Raw genomic sequence first — 17,316 nt, 5'->3', positions numbered from 1 at the left:
GATCATTTGTCGTTCATCCAGCTTCTGACGATCATGGCTACCAGCCGCGGATCTTCCTGGGCAATCTCGCGGGCATCCTTGAGGTTCTGCTCGTAGGCGTTGGCGCGGCGACGGCGGCGCGGTGGTGCCTCGGCGGCTTCGCTCAGTGCATCGCTGTCGTCATAGTCCTCGTTGCCGCCGACGGATACCGCGGTCGGGCTACGCAGGGCGGCCGACTGGTTCGCGGGCAGGGCTGCGCTCTGACGCTTGATCAGCGGACGCAGGACCATGAACCACAGGAACAGCGCGGCCAGAGCGACCAGCAGGTAACGGCCCAGGGTCATCGCCAGTTGCAGCACTCCCGGGGTCTGCCACCACGGCACTTCCACGATCGTCTCGTCGCTTTCGGTGAACGGGCTGTTGACCACTTCTATGGCATCGCCGCGCGCTTGCGAGAAGCCCATGGCCTGGCGCACCAGTCGCTCGATCTGCGCCAGCTGCTCGTCGCTGAGCGGCTGCTTGACGGTTTCGCCGGCCTCGTTGAGCCCCTCGCGATAATCGACCACGACCGCTACCGAGAGGCGCTCGACGCCGCCGCGCTCGAACTGGACGTGTTCGACGTGGTGATCGACCTCGTAGTTGACGGTGTCGTTGCGGTCCAGGCGGCTCGGTGGCGTGTTCGCCTTGTCGGTGGCCTGGGCATCGTTTTCACCGCCGTCTGCGGCGTCGGCATTGTCACCTTGTTTGGCTGCGCCATTGTCGATCGGCGAGGCCGCCGTCCCCGGCGGGGTATTGGAAAGCGCACCGGGGATGCCGCTGGGCGCCACATCGCCGCCGGTGTACGACTCACTTACCTGGCGGCTGCGAACAGCAGCCTCGTTCGGCGCCTGATTGGGAGAGTAGCGCTCGGCGGTCTGCTCGCGCTTGGAAAAGTCGACCTGCGCCGCGACTTGGGCGCGGACGTTGTCTGCGCCCAGGATCGGCGCGAGGATGCGCTCGATATTCTTCTGGTAGGTCTTTTCGATTTCCTGGACGTAACTCAGTTGTGTGCCGTCGAGGCCGCCCAGTTGGCTGCCGTTGCGCGACAGCAGCCGACCGTTCTGGTCGACCACGGTGACCGCCTCGGTGGCCAGTTGGGGAACGCTGCTGGAAACCATGTGCACGATGGCATTGACCTGGCCTTCGCCGAGCACCCGACCGGGTTCGAGAGTCAGCACCACCGAGGCCTTGGCGGGTTCGCTCTCGCGCACGAACACCGAGGGCTTGGCCATCGACAGATGCACGCGGGCCTGGGCGACCGGCCCGAGCGCCTTCATGGATTGCGCCAGTTCCCCTTCCAGCGAACGCTGAAAGTTGATCTGCTCGGCGAACTGGCTGATACCGAAGGCTTGGTTGTCCATCAGTTCGAAGCCCACGTCGCCGCCCTTGGGCAGGCCCTGTTCGGCGAGTTGCAGGCGCAGTGTGTGGACCTGGTCGGCGGGTACCAGCAGCGCACCGCCGCCCTCGCTGAATTGATAGGGAATGCCACGGGCGTCGAGTTCGTTGATGATGCTCCCGCCGTCGGCGTTGCTCAGATTGCTATACAGCACCCGGTATTCGGGGCTGCGCGCCCACAGCAGCAGCACGGCGATCAGGGCGATCGCCGCGGCAGCGGCAATGATCAACGGAATGCGTGGATTCGTACGCAATTGCGTGAGCAGACCTTGCGCGGAGGAACCTTGAGCCGAGGCATTGGCGGCCCGGCCATGGTTCTCTCGAGCATTGCTCTGCTGCGAAGAGGCGACGTCGCTCATGAGCGCCCTCCGGTAGGTAACGGGGGCGTCAGGACGGCGGTGTTAGCGTCGGCCCGTGCATATCGGGTCGGTGCAGATAGCATTTTAATATCCGGCTCCAGCATCCATCGATTCCAAGTCCCGGGTTGCGCTTGTCGTGGCGGTCGGTAGGCGATATGCCAGCCGGGCTGGGCGCGTTGTCAAGGGGACGGTCGTGTGATGGAGGCCATTATCCGCAGGTGCTGTCGCCCTAAAGGCAAGAAAAGCCCCATTTTTAAAGCTCATTTGCGGCCATGATCGGCCGCCGCCGATGCTAGGCTTGCCTTCATCCACCAATGGGGCAGGAGAACCGCCATGAGCGCACCCGCCATTCAAGCGGCCTTACAACAGATGCAGAGTCTGGCCAATCAGGCCAGCGCCACCCAGGCCGGCCGCGGCCAGCAGCTGGCGACGTCAGTGGGGCAGGGCGGCTTTGCCGATGCGCTACAGTCGTCGGTTCAGAAAATCAATCAGTTGCAGAAGAAATCCGACGCCAGCTTGAAGGCCTTCCAGGCCGGCGAGCCGGGTGTGGCGCTAAACGACGTGATGGTCGACATGCAGAAGGCCAGCATCGGCTTTCAGATGGGCGTACAAGTACGCAGCCGCCTGGTGACGGCCTACAAGGACATCATGAATATGCAGGTCTAAACGGCGCTGCCGTCGAGTCCATTGCATACTTCCTCCCGACGGATAGCCTGAACGGCGCTTCCTCGGGAGCGCTTGCGTTTCTCGCCTCACTTCCCGTCATACGCCAGTAGATCGCGATCGGGGCGAGCCAGCAGGTAACCCTGGGCGCGATTGCAACCCAGCCGGCGCAGGTAGTCGAGCTGGGCCGGCGTTTCGATGCCTTCGGCGCAGACATTCCGGCCGAACCCGCGGCACAGCGTCAGCAGCGATTCGACGATCGCCCGGTCCTCGGGCGAGCCAGGCAGCCCGGCGATGAACGACTTGTCGATCTTGACGGTATCGAACGGGAACTGCTTGAGATGCGATAGCGACGAGAAGCCGGTACCGAAATCGTCCAGCGCAATGGCGATCGACTGCTTGTGAAGCGCCTCGAGTTGCTGGCCGACCCAGTACGGCGACTGGATCAGTGCCGTTTCGGTGATTTCCAGTTCCAGCGCCGAGGCGGGCAAGCGTCGGCGCTGCAACGCCTCGATCAGGTAGACGGCCAGTTGGGTATCGTCCATCAGTTGAATGGCGCTGATGTTGATGCTGACGAAGAAGTTTGCGGGTAGCCGCTGGCGGTTCGATGCCAAGGTGTCGAGCGCCTGGTCGATGATCCAGCGCCCCACCTCCACCATCAGCCCGCTCTGTTCGAGAATCGGCACGAAGACATCGGGACCGACCCTTGATTGATCGGGCGCCTGCCAGCGCAGCAACGCCTCGGCACCGCACGGCCGGTCGAGCGCCTTGAGCGACCACTGCGGCTGAAAATCGAGGTGAAATTCGCGACGCTCGAAAGCGCCGGCGAGACGCCTCTCGATGGCCTCGTGACGACTGGCTTCGTCGAGCATGCCGCTCAGGTACTGGCGCACGCGGTTGCGCCCATGCTGTTTGGCGCGCACCAGCGCCGCATTGGCACGTCTCAACAGTTCTTCGGGGGCCGTCTGATGGAGGCTATGCGCCGTCAGGCCGACACTGACGGTCAGTTGCAGCCCCTCGATGGCGCGAAAGCGATGGCTCTCGACGGCCTCGCGCAGACGCTCGGCAAGCGGCGGCGCATCACAGGTCTGGGCGAGCGGTACGCTGATGGCGAACTCGTCGCCACCCAACCGGCCCAGTTGAGCCTCGCCATGGGGCGCCAGAAGACTGCTCAAGTGCTGGGCCAGTTCGCAGAGAATGGCATCGGCCTGAGCAGTGCCGTGGGCATCGTTGATTCGCTTGAAACGATCGATGCCTAACACGGCGACCAACTGCACTTTGCACTGATCGGCGGTGTGGTCGCCGCGAGCCAGCGCGCGCAGGAAGCCGGTGCGATTGAGCTGATGGGTGAGGCCGTCGTGATGGGTGATCCATTCGATTTCGCGCTGTGCTTCCAGCGTTTCGCGAAGATCGCGCGCGACGATGATCAATTGGGTCCGTTCGAGACAGTTCGAGGGCGTGCGTTGAATCTGCGCCTGCACCGGCAGCATTTCGCCGTTACGACACGCCAAGCTGGCATTCAGACGCAGCGCACGCTGGCCATCGAGCGCCGCCAAGCGCTCGCCGAGTGCGCTAACCGACAATGAATCATCGAGCGTATCGGGCGAGAGCGCCAGCAACTCGTCGCGTGAATAACCCAGTCGCTCGATGGCGCCCTGGTTGCAATACGTGAAGCGCTGGGTCTGTTCATCGGCGATCAGGATCAGATCGAGAGTGGCGTCCAGCGTGACGCGAAATTTCTCGAGCTGCGCCTGCAGGGCGGTGTCGTCGTGAGCCGGATTCTTGGCGGCGTAGGGCACTTGCCAACAATCCTTGACGCCGAATGACGTGCTTGGCAGCCCGGCATCTCGTTCGCTCTGGTAGGCGCCGAGCGGATGGCCCTGCCTCTCTGCGCGGCGAGCGGAGCGTCGCCCGATCTCGATCGTGGTCAGGCGTGCCAAGCCCTCAAGCGTCTCGCGTTCGCGGGCATCGAATGCACGAGGCGAGTCGCTGACGATGCAGAAGGTGCCCAGCGGCATCCGGTCGGGGCCATAAATGGGCGCGCCGGCATAGAAGCGAATGTAGGGTTCGCCCCGTACGTAAGGATTGTCGGCGAAGCGTGGGTCAGCCTGCGCATCCTCGATCACCACGACCGTATCGGCTTCCAGAACGTAAGTGCAGAAGGCGTGTTCGATGGGTATTTCGCGCAAGCTCAGGCCGCAGGTCGACTTGAACCATTGGCGATGCGCATCGAGCAGGCTGATCCAGGCGATCGGCGCATCGAAGAGGCCACAGGCCAGATGCGTCAGGCCGTCGAAGGGTATCTCGGCGGGCGTGTCGAGCAATCGCGTCGCACGTAGCGCGGCAAGCCGGCGAGGCTCCATGAGCAGGGTCTTGCGCATTCGACGGTTGGAGGCTGCGCGCTGAAGTGTCATCGGTGACCTGTCTCCTTGTCTTCCCTGCTGTCTACGCCTCCGACGCGGGATCTTGCGGGTTGCCTCTCCATCGGCTTATCCCATCGCTGAATGAATCAGGCCTGCAGTTCGATCAAGCGTCCCTGCATCTGGGCGAGGCTTTCGGCAATGCGCAGGACCTCTTCGCTGGGAATTTGGCGAATCACATCGCCGCTTTCCCGATCCACGACGCGTGTCACCACACGGCTATCGTATGACTGCAGATCGAATTCCAGGCCGTAACTGCGCATCACCGCATTGATTCGCTGGAGAGGCTCGACCAGCTCGCTCTGAGTGGTGCCTGGCTCACCCGCCGGGGAAGTCTGCTCGCTTTCTGCAGCGCCGGGTGGCGCCACGATATGGGCAAGGGCACGCTCGAGCCTTTGTTGTGGCGTTATCGCGCCATTGCCTGGTGGGCTAGCCACGCCGGCGGCAGTGCCGGTGACGGGATCGATGGAATAGGAGCTCATGGGCAAGCCTCGCGGTACACGCCGAAGGATTCTTGTTGGTCATTAGCAGGCACGACGAGCGAGCCCACTAATGATCTATCGGCTGAGTGGGGCCGGACTTGAACGTACCCGCAGGGGCGCCGCCAGCGAGAGGCGTTCATTGCCAGCGATTGGGCAGCATCGCGCGGGTATTGCGATCCAGCGGAATCTGCACGCTCGAAGCGCCGAGCACCACGTTGTCGCGGGTACGTACCAGACGCACGTTGACGTAGGCCATGTTCTGGCCTTGGGCGTAGGTGCCCAGCAGGATCGCCTGAGCGTTATGCGAGGCGGAAAGCCGGCGAATGTCCCGCGACAGGATCAGCTCGCCGGTCTGTTCCTCGATGAACAGGCTGTCGCGCATCTTGACCTCGATCAGGGTCAGCCCGGCACGGCTCAGCGACGAAGCGAACATCTCGGATAGCGTGCGGCCGAAGGTCGAAGACTCGCTCAAGTCGTCGATGTTGACGAAGCTCGCCGCAACGACCGGCTTGGCAGGGTCCAACTCGCGGGTGTTGGCAAGCAGGTCGGCAGCGGTTTCGCGCACCAGCGCGAGCATATCGACCGTGGCGTTGCTGGTTACGATGTAGCTGTCGCTACCGTTGGAAGCACAGCCGGCTCCCAGTGCCATGACCGCGGCCAGGGCTATGGGCAGCAGAAAGGATTTGATCGGTTTCATGGTGGCTTCCTTACCAGGCATCGGTCACGGGCAGCAGGCGCGAGGCGTCGTTACGGTAATGGTCGGCGTCGCCGGCATTGATGTAATAAATGTTGGACGACGAATAAAGGATGCGATTGTTCTCGCTGACCTGAGTGGTGATGATCACTTCCTGGGGGCTGACGCTCTCCCAACTGCCGCTGAAGGCATCGACTAGCGCCGCGGCGGGAATCAACGCCAGGGCTGGTTCGCTCCAGTGATTGACTGGCCACGTGGCCACGGCAATGCCGGCACTCAGGGCCGTCCAGGTACCCATCGGCTCACGGATGAAATCACGACCCTTGTGCTCAACGACCTGGACACGGTAGTCGATCTGGGCGGCATTGATCGGGTCGGTGCGCACCAACGCACCGTTCGACACTAGCTGGCTTGTCAGCAGATCGTCGAAGCTGCGGGCGAACGGTGATTCGCCATGTGTGGGATTCAGAAACAGCGAACGACCGCGCAAAGCGCTGCTACGCAGGATGCCGGCAGCCTCGTACTCGGCGAGTACATCCCAATGATGCGCCGCCTGCATCTTCTGCTGCTCGCTGTACGGATAGGTCTTCGCCATCGGCGCCTGAGACGTATTGGCGGCGAAGCAACCGCTTAGCAGCAGCGAGCTGCTCAGGCCGGTGAGAAGGAGTTTGCGTACCATGAAGGGTCCCTGGTTTGGATTTTATCGAGCCGGCTTAGCGCTTTCGGCATGAGGCGCGACCTATTTAGGCAGTACCATGCACACGACACAGCTATATGAACCCTATCGGCCGGTTGGAAGCAAACTTTACCGAGTAACTGGGTGATCAAGCTATAATGTTGAAGCTTGCTTTGTGATAGGGGTTGCATGTGACGTTTTGTAATGGCTGCGCAGATTTCACAAATAGCGGATAATAAGTTGAGCTTAGCATTGGTTTATGTTCGCAGGTTAAAGTAAAAAGGCTCCCATGGGGAGCCTTTGTTTCATACTATTTAGTTTGCTATTACTTCTCTATCATTTGATCGTTTTTTCGAACCTGTAGGTCGCAGTAGCATTAAACCTTTCATAGGGATGGTAGTCGAAATGGCGAAGAAAGTTTTTTATTTTTGCATAGTGGTCATCGGTGCCGGCTTCTATATAAATCACAGGTGATTGGTTTGTTAAAATATTTTTCGCGCCTTCCAAGGCCTTTAATTCCATGCCTTCAATATCCATTTTGATAATGTCTACCTGTCGCCCTTCTTTTTCAATTATCGTGTCTAAGGTTGTTATTTCAATATCTCCATCATGCTCTAAGCTCAATTTTGACATGCCTGTATTTTTCTCATCGTAGTGAGAAATCATGGCCTTGCTTTCTTTGTTGCCTGCACCTGCTTGGAAACATTTTATTTTTTCACTGAGATTGTTGATTGATATATTTTTTATCAGCGTGCTAAATGTTTTTGGGTGGGGCTCCAAACATAGTACGTGATTGGCCTTGCAAAGCAGGCCAAAAAAAACTGCATGATTCCCAATGTTGGCGCCAACATCAAGTATTACGCCTCCAGGCTTGGAAATACGTTGGATATCTAAAAGCATTTTTTCTTCATAAAATGTTTTTTCAGTTCTGATTATTTTTTGTATATGGTCTTGACTGTTAGGTAAGAAAAAGCGTACAGCCTGAGCGCCATAGTAGAAAGTTAAAATATTCATTTGCGTTTGGTCCTCTATAACGTTAAGAGGCCAAGGTTTTCCATATTCTTTAAGTAGAGCGCCTATTTGTTTATCATTGCCACCCTGTTTAATATTTTTGTGCCAGAGTGGTGTAGCGTTATCATGTGGCCATTCAATAAGTTTGTAGTTATGATCGGATAGTTTGGCTTTGCCGCCATTAAGAGAAAACATCCAATAAAGCCAGATGTCGTCGGCATCTGGACAAAGCTTTGTGAATTTTTCACGATTGCTTATGTCTCGATGAAAGATGCCTGGGGGAAATAACACCCCTGCACCACTGGTGGGGAAGATCAAGCCATCAGCTATCTCTTCTTTTCCGATTGTCCAAGTCCAATTGGTATAATTAGTGGGAGCACCTTTTGCATCTAGCTTTATCTTGTGGGCTCGATGTGCAACTACCGTTTTGTAGTTATTATCCCAAGACCTCGTTAGCGACCCTAGCCAGTCTTCGCTATAATAAATATCATCGTCAGCAGTAACGATAAACCAGTCAGAGTGATATTTTAATGTCGGAATTATTTTCTTGTAGGATTTTAGGTTTTCACAAAAACGAATTCTTAACCCAAAATCTTCCAATCTTGTAACTTTTTCAGGTAATAAGTTTTTATCTTCATATGCGATCCATAGCACGAGTTCATCGGGTGTGACGGATTGGCACAGCAGGGTTCTTAAGGTCAGGTGAAGAGTGCTGAATCGGTCTTTATAAGACGTCAATGATACAACAAGCTTGCTGGGCAAGCCATGATTCGGTGACTTTCTTGTTAGGCGACAGTTTTCGTAATATTGGATTGCATCATGTATGTTACGTATTTTCGTGGGGAGTTGAGGTGGGCTTTTTTTGGAGTTTTCGCCTATTGCAGAATAAAGTTCTGCCTTTTTGGCGTCGACATCATAAATTAGCCGATGGGCTACGTCTTTAATTCCATAAAGGGTATGTAGCGCGCAGGCGAGCTTCATTCGTTGACTGTTTGATAACGCAGTGAAGCGCTCGACGGTGGGTATATATATAGCATCTGCGCTAACCAATTCGCTAGCTTGATGATAGTTCCGTAAATCACTCTCCGGCATATGACTATGGTATTCAGCGTTATGCAGCCGATGAAAGCGGAAGCCATGCTCACCGGCCCACTGGGTCAGTGAGCCCAGATTCGTGCGGGCATCATTCTCCGGATTGAATTTGACTCGGGCCTGAATCAATAGCGTCTGGCTCAAGGCTCGTTCGCCATGTTCGAGAATCGTCAGGCTGTCAGGCCCATCATCCAAGACAAGCATGTCGATGCCTTTCAGGCCCTCAATGCTATCCAAGGCAATGCTGGGTATAGTCGTTGTTTCTGCGAGTTCATCATTATCGTCCGATACGATAGGCTGGCCATCGCCTAGGGTAACGCCCGGATAGTATTGGAATTCGCCGCATTGCCCCAAATGGTTCGCTATCGGCAGACTCGCGCTGGGGTCCAGCGTTAGCAAGGCAATATGACCCTCGCCCAATAAGCGTTCCATGGCTTCATGGGTCGCGAGTTGTGCACCATTATCGATTGCCATAATCGGACCATCGAGGTCCCAGTCGATGCCTTCTTCGTGTACTCGCAGGGCGGCGGGTAAGCGATACGATTTGTCTTCATCTTCGAAGCGCGCTGAACCCCCTTTATTGAAGGTAAGTGCAGCCGGGGCCTTGCCTTCGCAATGGCGCTGCCAGATGGCGCGTAATGCTTTATGCAGATGGCGACCGAAGCGTCGATCATCGCACACTGGCGATTGCTGGAGATAAGTACGCAGGGACGCACGAATAACGGCAAGGCTTGGGAGGTCCGTTGCGAGTTCGATCACGCGCTGGCGGTATTCATCCCAATTAGCCACCACAAGTTCTGGCATGCCGGCATTGATCAAATGCGTCGCGCTGTGGCGACCTGCGAAGGTAGGCCCCGGCAGGGTGACTACGGGCACACCCATCAACAGAGCCTCGCAGGTCGTCAAGCCGCCTGAGTAAGGCCAAGGATCCAAGGCGATGTCGACTCGCCGATAGGCTTCGAGTAATTCTTGATGCTTGACCGGGCCTTCCAGTATCAGGCGGTCCGGGGCAATGCCGGCGGCAGCCATGGTGCGGTAAATGCGTTTGCAGACCAGTTCACTAGTGTATTGGGAACCTTTGAGCAGCAAGCGACAGTTCGGCAATTCCTGCATCAACCGTGCCCACTCTTTAAGTACAACGTCGTTGACTTTGGCCGGGTTGTTGAAACAGCCGAGAGTGATGTAGCCATTCTTAATGGACGGCAACGCGGTAACGGCCGGCTTGTAATAAGGCGGCTGGTAGCAAATGTAATCGTCCGGCAAGCGGATCAGCTTTTCAGTATATTCTGCATCGCATCCGGGTGGCGTTTCGATAGCATCGCTAAGGAAGTAATCGAAAGCGGGAATCCCCATGCTACTGATTTGGATGCCGACCCACTTGATAAGTAGTGGGGCCGGGCGCATGGCCATAGTACGTAGCCGGGAGCCGGACCCATGGCCGGCTAGATCGATGAGTATGTCGATTTGGTCATCGCGTATGCGCTCGGCCAATTGGGTGTCGTCAAGATGATAAACCGGTTGCCAGTGGGTAAGGGACTGTCGAATCCGTTGGGTGATGAAATCCTGAGCATCGCTGTCGCTATAGGCGTAGAGCTTAATGTCGCCGGGCAGGGCGGCCAAGGCACTGGTCACCATCCAACCGACGGGGTGCATGCGCAGGCTGGCGGAGACAAGGCCTACTCGAATTGGGCGGCTCCCATCCCTATCGGTTTCCGTTAGCGCCATCGCTGACTCGGGGCCGAAACGCTGCTGCCACGCTTTGGCCAGTTCAAGAACGCGCTCCACCGTAGCATCGGGATCGTAATGCAGGGACATCAATTCATTTGAATAGGCCGAGACGTAATTCGGTGCCAGTTCCTGCGCCTTCGTATAATGAAGTGCGGCATTCTCGAAGTCGGCCATGTCTTTATAATAGTTGCCAAGACTGTTGTGGACCGTCGGCTCGTTGGGTTTCAAGGCATAAAGGCGCTGCAGTTGCTCCCATCCTTCTTGGAATTTAAAACTCAGGGAAAGAATAGCACTTTTCAGCGTTAATATTTCTACAGTGTCATGACCTAGGCGCTCAGCGCTAACAAGATATGGCAGGGCCCTGTCGCCGACGCCAGCCTTGTAAAGCATATTGGCCATTTGGAAATGGTACTTGGGGTTTTCGGCGTCCAGGCTGAGGCAGGTGCGCTGTAACTCGATCGCGCGATCCTGCTCGCCCAGCATGAAACAAGCACGAGCCAGGGCATTGAGTGTTAGCGGGTCGTCGGCACCTAGGCTGCGGGCCGTCTCCAATGCCGATTGAGCCGGAAGAAAGTCTCCGGTCTGGAGTAGGCAACTGCCTAGCACCTTCCAGGCGAAATCGTCTTGGGGGTAGCGTTGCGTTAAGGCCTGGGCTTCGCGCATCGCTTTGGTGACTTTGCCTTTGCGATAGAGGTCGATGACCGATTTCTGAGTGTGGCGGGGGATTTGAGCGCTGGAGTGACCCATGGTGTTACCTGTTGTCCATACGAGAGTGACTTGCCATCAATCGTGTCATAGAGCTAACGGGTCAAAAGCGTTAAATAGGAGCGTTTTTTGTGAGCATACTCCTCCATCGTATGAGAAAAACAAAAAGGCCGGCATCAATGCCGGCCTTGAGTTCATGCTGCCAGAGTTGCGGTGGGGATTAACCCAGCAGAGAGAGTACGCTCTGCGGCAGCTGGTTGGCCTGGGCGAGTACCGATGTGCCGGCCTGCTGCAGAATGCCTGCGCGAGTCATATTGGAGACTTCCTCTGCATAGTCGGCATCTTCGATGCGCGAGCGAGCTGAAGTCAGGTTGGTGGCGGTGGTCTCGATATTGTCGATGGCCGTTTCGAAACGGTTCTGCACCGCACCCAGGTTGCTGCGCTCGTTGTCGACGGAGCTGACCAACGCATCGAGGTCTGCGAGGGACGTGCTGGACATGACGTCAAAGCCCTGAGCATCGACGTTACGGCTTACGCCATTGACAGAAGCAACGTTGTTGGTGCCGGCTGAATCGTATTTGTTCCAGCTAGAAGCGGAACCGACAGAAATATCGATTTGTTCGCCGTCGTTGGCGCCAACCTGGATAGAGAAGGTGCCTGTACCAGACTGCGAGAACAGCGAAGTGCCGTTGAAGGAGGTCTGGCTGGTAACGCGGTCGATCTCTTCCAGGCGCTGGTTGACTTCCTTCTGGATGGAGTCGATGTCAGCGGCTGAGTTGGTGCCGTTCTGAGCCTGTACGGACAGCTCACGAATGCGCTGCAGGTTGTCGTTGATCTGGTCCAGCGAGCCTTCGGCGGTCTGGGCAAGAGAGATACCGTCGTTGGCGTTACGGCTGGCCTGGTTGAGACCAGTGATCTGCGAGCTCATGCGGTTGGCGATGGCCTGGCCGGCGGCATCGTCCTTGGCGCTGTTAATGCGCAGACCGGATGACAGACGCTCCATGGCGGTGGCCTGAGAATCCTGCGCGCGGCTCAGGTTCTGCTGGCCGATAAGAGCGGTGATGTTGGTATTGATTACGGACATTTGGTGTTTCCTTTTTCTTTAGGGGCTCGAGCGGTGAGCCGGGATTCCGGTCTTTCCACCGCAACGGCACCGTGGCCGTTACCCTGTTTATCGACGCTACCGGCATTTGCTTTAGGACTATCTGCAAATTTTTTACTGAGATAGCGACATCGTGGGCGGTAGGGCACATGTCCGGCTGCTGAAGCCTCACTCAGAGGCCCAGCGGCTACCGCTGCCGTGAAGGTTATCGGCGGACCTATTCAGTGCTTGAATCGAAAGATGGGGGTGTGATCACGGGGTAGCTCCGCGCTTCTCGCCAGTCTTCACGGGCTTTGCTAGGCTCCGCATACTGCCGCTCTGTGCTGCTCTCCTTAAGCACTGCGCTGACCGAACCGTAAGCCATGCCCAGTATCGATGTGGTGATCGACCTTTCCGCCGAGCAATGCCTAGCGCACTATGCGGGCGGTGCTCAGCATGTATACGCCCGCAGCCGGGACGGACGGCGGGTGGTCTTCCCCGCCCAGGCGTTGCGACGCATAGTCGGCCGCGATGGTGTGCATGGCCTTTATCGTCTGACGTTCACGGACACGGGCAAGTTCGAGTCACTGATCGCCTTGTCGGCGCAGTGAGCATTTTCGCTAATGAATTCGATCCCACGAAGCCGCTGCGGTGAGTCGGTCAGCTCAACGCTCACTGGGCTCTGTCAGCGCTCGCCGACCAGCGGCGTGAGAAATCGCTGCCGGCGTTCGGTGTCGCTCAGTGGCTGGGCGAGCAAGTGAACGAGTTTGGTGATGGACGCCTCCGGTGTCATGGCGTCGGCAGGCAGCACGCCGGCGTCGATCAGCCCCCGGCCGGCGGCATAGGTATCCATGGATACCGGTCCGTGCGGGCACTGGCTGATGGCGGCGATCAGCTTGCCTTCACCGCTGGCCTGGGCGAGCAGGCCGGTCAGCGCCGGATCGTCGGGAATATTGCCGCTCCCCCAGACTTCAAGCAACGCGCCTTGAACGCGATCGTCGAGCAGCCAGGCTTCCAGCAGGCGCGTCGAAAGCCCGGGCCAGAGCGCGATACGCACCACGGGCGACTCCTCGAAGGCCGAATAGTCGGCGAGTTCGAAGCGCGGCAGACCCCGCTGCTGTGCGTCCAGACCGCGGGTGGGATAGAGCACGGGCTGGCCGTCGACGAGTTCACCGAGTAGCGGATAGTTGGGACTGGCGAAGCCGTCGAAATCGTGGGTATCCCACTTGCGGGTACGTGCCCCGCGCATCAGCTTGCCGGCAAAGCACACGGCGACTTCCTGAAAGTCCTGGCAGACGGCGAAGCGCAGCGCCGCTTCGATATTGCCCGGCGCGTCGCTGCCAGCGGTTTCCAGGGGTAACTGCGCGCCCGTTACTACTACCGGACGGTCGATGCCCTGCAGTTGATAGGCCAGGCTCGACGCTGTCCAAGCCAACGTGTCGGTGCCGTGGAGCACCACGAAGCCGCTATAGCGTGGCGCACTCGCTTCCACCGCTGAATAGCCGTCGATGATATCCCGCGCCAGGCGCTGCCAGTCGGCGGGGGTAGCGGCACTCGAGTCGATCGGCTCGGCGTACTGCAGCACATCGAAGGTGGGTAGCGATGCCTGGCGAGCCGGAGGCAACGCGGCAAATGCCTGGTGCAGGCGGGTCTCGATGTCATGCCCGGGAACGAGGCCGCGTGGGCTTTCCTGCATGCCCAAGGTGCCGCCCGTGTAGATGATCAGAATGGATGCGTCGTGCATTGCAATACAGCCTTGAGAAGTGCTCGGTCGGTGCCGATTCTATCATCGCCTTTAACTGGAGTTGGCAAACGTGTAGGCATCCCGCCCCTTACCGTCCGCTCATCGCCTGCGGTAGGTAGGTGGCGATGGCCGGGAAGATCGTGATCAGCGCGACACCGAGCGCCATCAAGAAGAAAAACGGCAGCGCGGCGCGGGCGATGCTGAGAATGTTCTTGCCGGTCATGCCCTGCAGCACGAACAGGTTGAAGCCGACCGGTGGCGTGATCTGCGACATCTCGACGACGATCACCAGGTAGATGCCGAACCAGATCAGGTCGATGCCGGCGGCCTCGACCATCGGCAGCAAAACCGAAGTGGTCAGCACCACCAGTGAAATGCCGTCGAGGAAACAGCCGAGCACGATGAAGAATAGCGTCAGTGCGGACAGTAGCATGTAGGGCGAGAGGTTCTGCGCGGCGATCCAGGATGCCAGATCGCTTGGCAGGCCGGTGAAGCCCATTGCCGCGGTGAGAAACGACGCTCCGGCGAGAATGAAGGCGATCATCGTGGCGGTACGCACCGTGCCCAGGGTGGCCTCGACGAACGTCGCCCAAGGCATCTGGCCCTGTACGCGCGCGAGTACCAGCGAGAGCATGACGCCTACTGCGGCGGCTTCGGTGGGCGAGGCCAGGCCGGCATAGATCGAGCCGATGACGCCGACGATCAACGCCAGCATGGGGATCAGGCGCCGCGAGCGGCGGAGCTTCTCGCCCAAAGTGGTAGGCGCTTCGGCGGCCGGGATGCGTTCGGGAAAGCGCCACGCCCAGAGCATAAGGTAGCCCGCAAACAACGTGATCAGCATTACACCGGGCAGGATACCGGCAATGAACAGGCGGGCGATCGATTGATCGGTGGCCACGGCGTAGACGATCAGGATAATCGATGGCGGAATCAGCAAGCCGAGCGTTGCCGAGCCGGCCAGGGTGCCGATCACCAGGCGCTCGTCGTAGCCGCGACGGGTCAGCTCGGGGAGCGACATCTTGCCCATGGTCGCACAGGTTGCCGCCGACGAGCCCGAGACCGCGGCGAATAGCCCGCAGCCCACTACATTGGTGTGCAGCAGCCGGCCGGGAATACGCGTCATCCACGGCGCCAGGCCGTTGAACATGTCCTCGGCGAGTCGCGAGCGAAACAGGATCTCGCCCATCCAGATGAACATCGGTAGCGCGGTCAGTTCCCAGCTGTAGCTAGCGCTCCAGATATCCGAGGCCATCACGTCGCCGGCGGGGATCGAGGTGAATTGGCTGATGCCCAGCCAGCCCAGCGCCATCAACGAGAAGGCGACCCAGACGCCGCTGCCCAGCAGCACGATCAGGGCGATCAGCAGTACCATCACGAGCGTCAGCATGGGCGGGTGTCCCTATCATTCATGGCCGCGGTCATCGATGCGAAACGCCGATGGGCGGGTGACCGCGGTGTGTGCGGTGCTTAGCCAGGCCTCGAGCAACGCCAGCGTGAGCAGCGCGATGCCTACCAGCATGGCGCTCTGTGGGATCCACAGCGGCACCGGCACCATGCCGTAGGAAACCTCGCCGAAGGCGATGCTGTCCTGCACCAGCACGATGACGTACCAGCCCCAATAGAGGCACAGCGCGAGGGCGACGGTCAGGCACCAGAGCTCTACGAAGACGCGTACACGGGGTGGCAGTTGCCCGGTCACCAGGGTGACACGGATATGCCCGCCGTGAACGTAGGTGTAGGCAAGCCCCAGGAAGCTGGCGCCGACCAGCAGAAAGCCGGAAACCTCCGAGAGTCCGGGAATCGACAGGCTGAGCCCACCAATGCCGAGCGCCGCGAGCAGCTTGTCGAGCAGGCGGCCGATCACCTGAAAGGCGATCATCGTGCCGATCACGCCCAAGCAGAGCGCCGCGGCGTAGCCGCCCAGGGTATAGAGCCGGGTCAGTCGAAAGCGCATGAAGTCACTCTTCAGACAAAGCGTAAACGTAGGCGCGAGCGAGGCGTCGGCCACCCCGGCGCGTCTAGCAGTAGCCGCGACGGGGTGACTATCCCGCTATTGCTGCATTTGCCGGTAGCGCTCGAGGATCTGCGCGCCCTGCTCACCGGCGCGGTCCTTCCATTCCTGCGCCATGGTCTCGCCGACGTCCTGCAGCGTGGCGGCCAATTCCTCGCTGGGCTCGCTGACGGTGATGCCGTTGTCGCGCAGCACCTGAAGGGCTTTGTCGGTTTCTTCGCGACTCATCTGCCAGCCGCGGGTCTCGGCGGCTTTGGCGGCGTCGAGTACCGCCTGCTGGGTGGCCTCGTCGAGCCGCGAGAAGGCCTTGTCGCTGACGATCACCATGTTCTTGGGTAGCCACAGTTGGGCGTGATTGAAATGGCTGAGGTAATCCCAGGCCTTGGTGTCGGCGCCGGTCGCCGGCGAGGTGACCATGGCATCGACGCGCCCGGTACTGAAGGCGGTGGGAATGTCCGGCACCTCGATCTGGGTGGGCACGGCGCCGACCAACTGAGCGAGACGCTCGCTGGATTTGTTGTAGGCACGCATCTTGAGGTTCTTGAGATCGTCGGCGGTCTCGACCTTTTCCTGGGTATAGATGCCCTGAGGTGGCCACGGTACCGCAAACAGCAGGCGCAGTTGCTGCTTGGCCAGCTCGTCGGCGATGATCTCGCGCGAAGCCTCCCAGAGCGTTTGGGCATCTTCATAGCTCGACGCCAGATAGGGCACCGAATCGACTTCGAAGATCGGGTTCTCGTTGGCCAGCCGCGACATGATCAGCTCGCCGATGGGCACGATGCCTCGACGCACCGAGTTCTTGATTTCCGGATGTTCGATCAGCGAGCCGTTGGGGTGCACGGTGATGTCGAGTTCGCCATCGGTTCGCTCGCGGACATCATCGGCGAACTCGCGAATGTTGACGGTATGAAAGGTCCGATCGCCGTAGGGCGTGGGCATGTCCCATTCGGTGGCTGCCTGGGCGTTGCCGGCCAGGCCCAGCGTGGTCGTCGCGGCGGCAATCAGACCCGCGAGGGCAAGCGGGGCGGGGGCAAGGAAAGTCTGCAGGGAGAGTCTGACTGTCATGTGGGCGTCCTATTGTCGATTGTTGTGCACTACGGAGTCTGCCACGTGAATTCGATCGATTGTTGAACCGGTTCCTGCGATGAGTCTGAATGAGCATAGTCGCTTGTCGTGCCGTACGGCGTGCTAGCGAATTCTGCGGCCAGTCAACGCAATGTCAGCCGACATTCGTATT

At 58.9% G+C, this 17,316-nt stretch carries 13 protein-coding genes; 2 read left to right on the top strand and 11 right to left on the bottom strand.

Annotated elements, in window-relative coordinates; translation table 11 throughout:
- Positions 1–2: 2 nt before the first annotated feature.
- On the bottom strand, positions 3–1,772 hold the full coding sequence (gene fliF / locus R6258_RS02135) for a flagellar basal-body MS-ring/collar protein FliF (protein ID WP_318446778.1): 1,770 nt from the start codon (positions 1,770–1,772) through the stop codon (positions 3–5).
- A 333-nt stretch (positions 1,773–2,105) separates the two neighbouring features.
- Between fliF and fliE the strand changes: the two genes are divergently transcribed.
- Complete coding sequence (gene fliE, locus R6258_RS02130; RefSeq protein WP_318446776.1) at positions 2,106–2,438, top strand: flagellar hook-basal body complex protein FliE; 333 nt, start codon at positions 2,106–2,108, stop codon at positions 2,436–2,438.
- Positions 2,439–2,524: 86 nt separating this feature from the next.
- Here fliE and R6258_RS02125 read toward each other — a convergent pair whose 3' ends face one another.
- The 6 genes from R6258_RS02125 to R6258_RS02100 all read right to left on the bottom strand — a co-directional run bounded on the left by R6258_RS02125 (position 2,525) and on the right by R6258_RS02100 (position 12,327).
- Positions 2,525–4,849 (bottom strand): EAL domain-containing protein, encoded by a 2,325-nt coding sequence (locus tag R6258_RS02125; protein ID WP_318446773.1) that lies wholly within the window; start codon positions 4,847–4,849, stop codon positions 2,525–2,527.
- Between the two features lie 95 nt (positions 4,850–4,944).
- A complete protein-coding gene (locus R6258_RS02120) occupies positions 4,945–5,337 on the bottom strand; it encodes a flagellar protein FlaG (protein WP_318446770.1) in 393 nt (130 codons plus the stop codon).
- 136 nt (positions 5,338–5,473) lie between these two features.
- A complete protein-coding gene (locus R6258_RS02115) occupies positions 5,474–6,034 on the bottom strand; it encodes a FlgO family outer membrane protein (RefSeq protein ID WP_318446769.1) in 561 nt (186 codons plus the stop codon).
- A 10-nt stretch (positions 6,035–6,044) separates the two neighbouring features.
- The gene (locus R6258_RS02110) at positions 6,045–6,710 is read right to left on the bottom strand and encodes a hypothetical protein (protein WP_318446767.1); all 666 of its coding nucleotides are present in this window, start codon (positions 6,708–6,710) and stop codon (positions 6,045–6,047) included.
- 333 nt (positions 6,711–7,043) lie between these two features.
- Positions 7,044–11,285: an FkbM family methyltransferase gene (locus tag R6258_RS02105; protein WP_318446765.1), complete on the bottom strand. Its 4,242-nt coding sequence runs from the start codon at positions 11,283–11,285 to the stop codon at positions 7,044–7,046.
- Positions 11,286–11,463: 178 nt separating this feature from the next.
- Positions 11,464–12,327, bottom strand: a complete 864-nt coding sequence (locus R6258_RS02100) for a flagellin (protein WP_318446763.1) — start codon at positions 12,325–12,327, stop codon at positions 11,464–11,466.
- Positions 12,328–12,707: 380 nt separating this feature from the next.
- Between R6258_RS02100 and R6258_RS02095 the strand changes: the two genes are divergently transcribed.
- Positions 12,708–12,935 (top strand): DUF2835 family protein, encoded by a 228-nt coding sequence (locus R6258_RS02095; RefSeq protein ID WP_318446760.1) that lies wholly within the window; start codon positions 12,708–12,710, stop codon positions 12,933–12,935.
- Between the two features lie 74 nt (positions 12,936–13,009).
- Here R6258_RS02095 and R6258_RS02090 read toward each other — a convergent pair whose 3' ends face one another.
- The 4 genes from R6258_RS02090 to R6258_RS02075 all read right to left on the bottom strand — a co-directional run bounded on the left by R6258_RS02090 (position 13,010) and on the right by R6258_RS02075 (position 17,144).
- Positions 13,010–14,068: an asparaginase gene (locus R6258_RS02090; protein WP_318446758.1), complete on the bottom strand. Its 1,059-nt coding sequence runs from the start codon at positions 14,066–14,068 to the stop codon at positions 13,010–13,012.
- An 88-nt stretch (positions 14,069–14,156) separates the two neighbouring features.
- The gene (locus R6258_RS02085) at positions 14,157–15,455 is read right to left on the bottom strand and encodes a TRAP transporter large permease subunit (RefSeq protein WP_318446755.1); all 1,299 of its coding nucleotides are present in this window, start codon (positions 15,453–15,455) and stop codon (positions 14,157–14,159) included.
- A gap of 15 nt (positions 15,456–15,470) precedes the next feature.
- On the bottom strand, positions 15,471–16,022 hold the full coding sequence (locus R6258_RS02080; protein ID WP_318446753.1) for a TRAP transporter small permease: 552 nt from the start codon (positions 16,020–16,022) through the stop codon (positions 15,471–15,473).
- Between the two features lie 96 nt (positions 16,023–16,118).
- Positions 16,119–17,144: a TRAP transporter substrate-binding protein gene (locus tag R6258_RS02075; protein WP_318446751.1), complete on the bottom strand. Its 1,026-nt coding sequence runs from the start codon at positions 17,142–17,144 to the stop codon at positions 16,119–16,121.
- Positions 17,145–17,316: the final 172 nt, after the last annotated feature.

Source organism: Halomonas sp. HP20-15, from assembly GCF_033446685.1.
Lineage (GTDB): Bacteria > Pseudomonadota > Gammaproteobacteria > Pseudomonadales > Halomonadaceae > Modicisalibacter.
The sequence above is the reverse complement of the archived record's forward strand: the minus strand, read 5'-3'. Positions and strand labels throughout refer to the sequence as shown.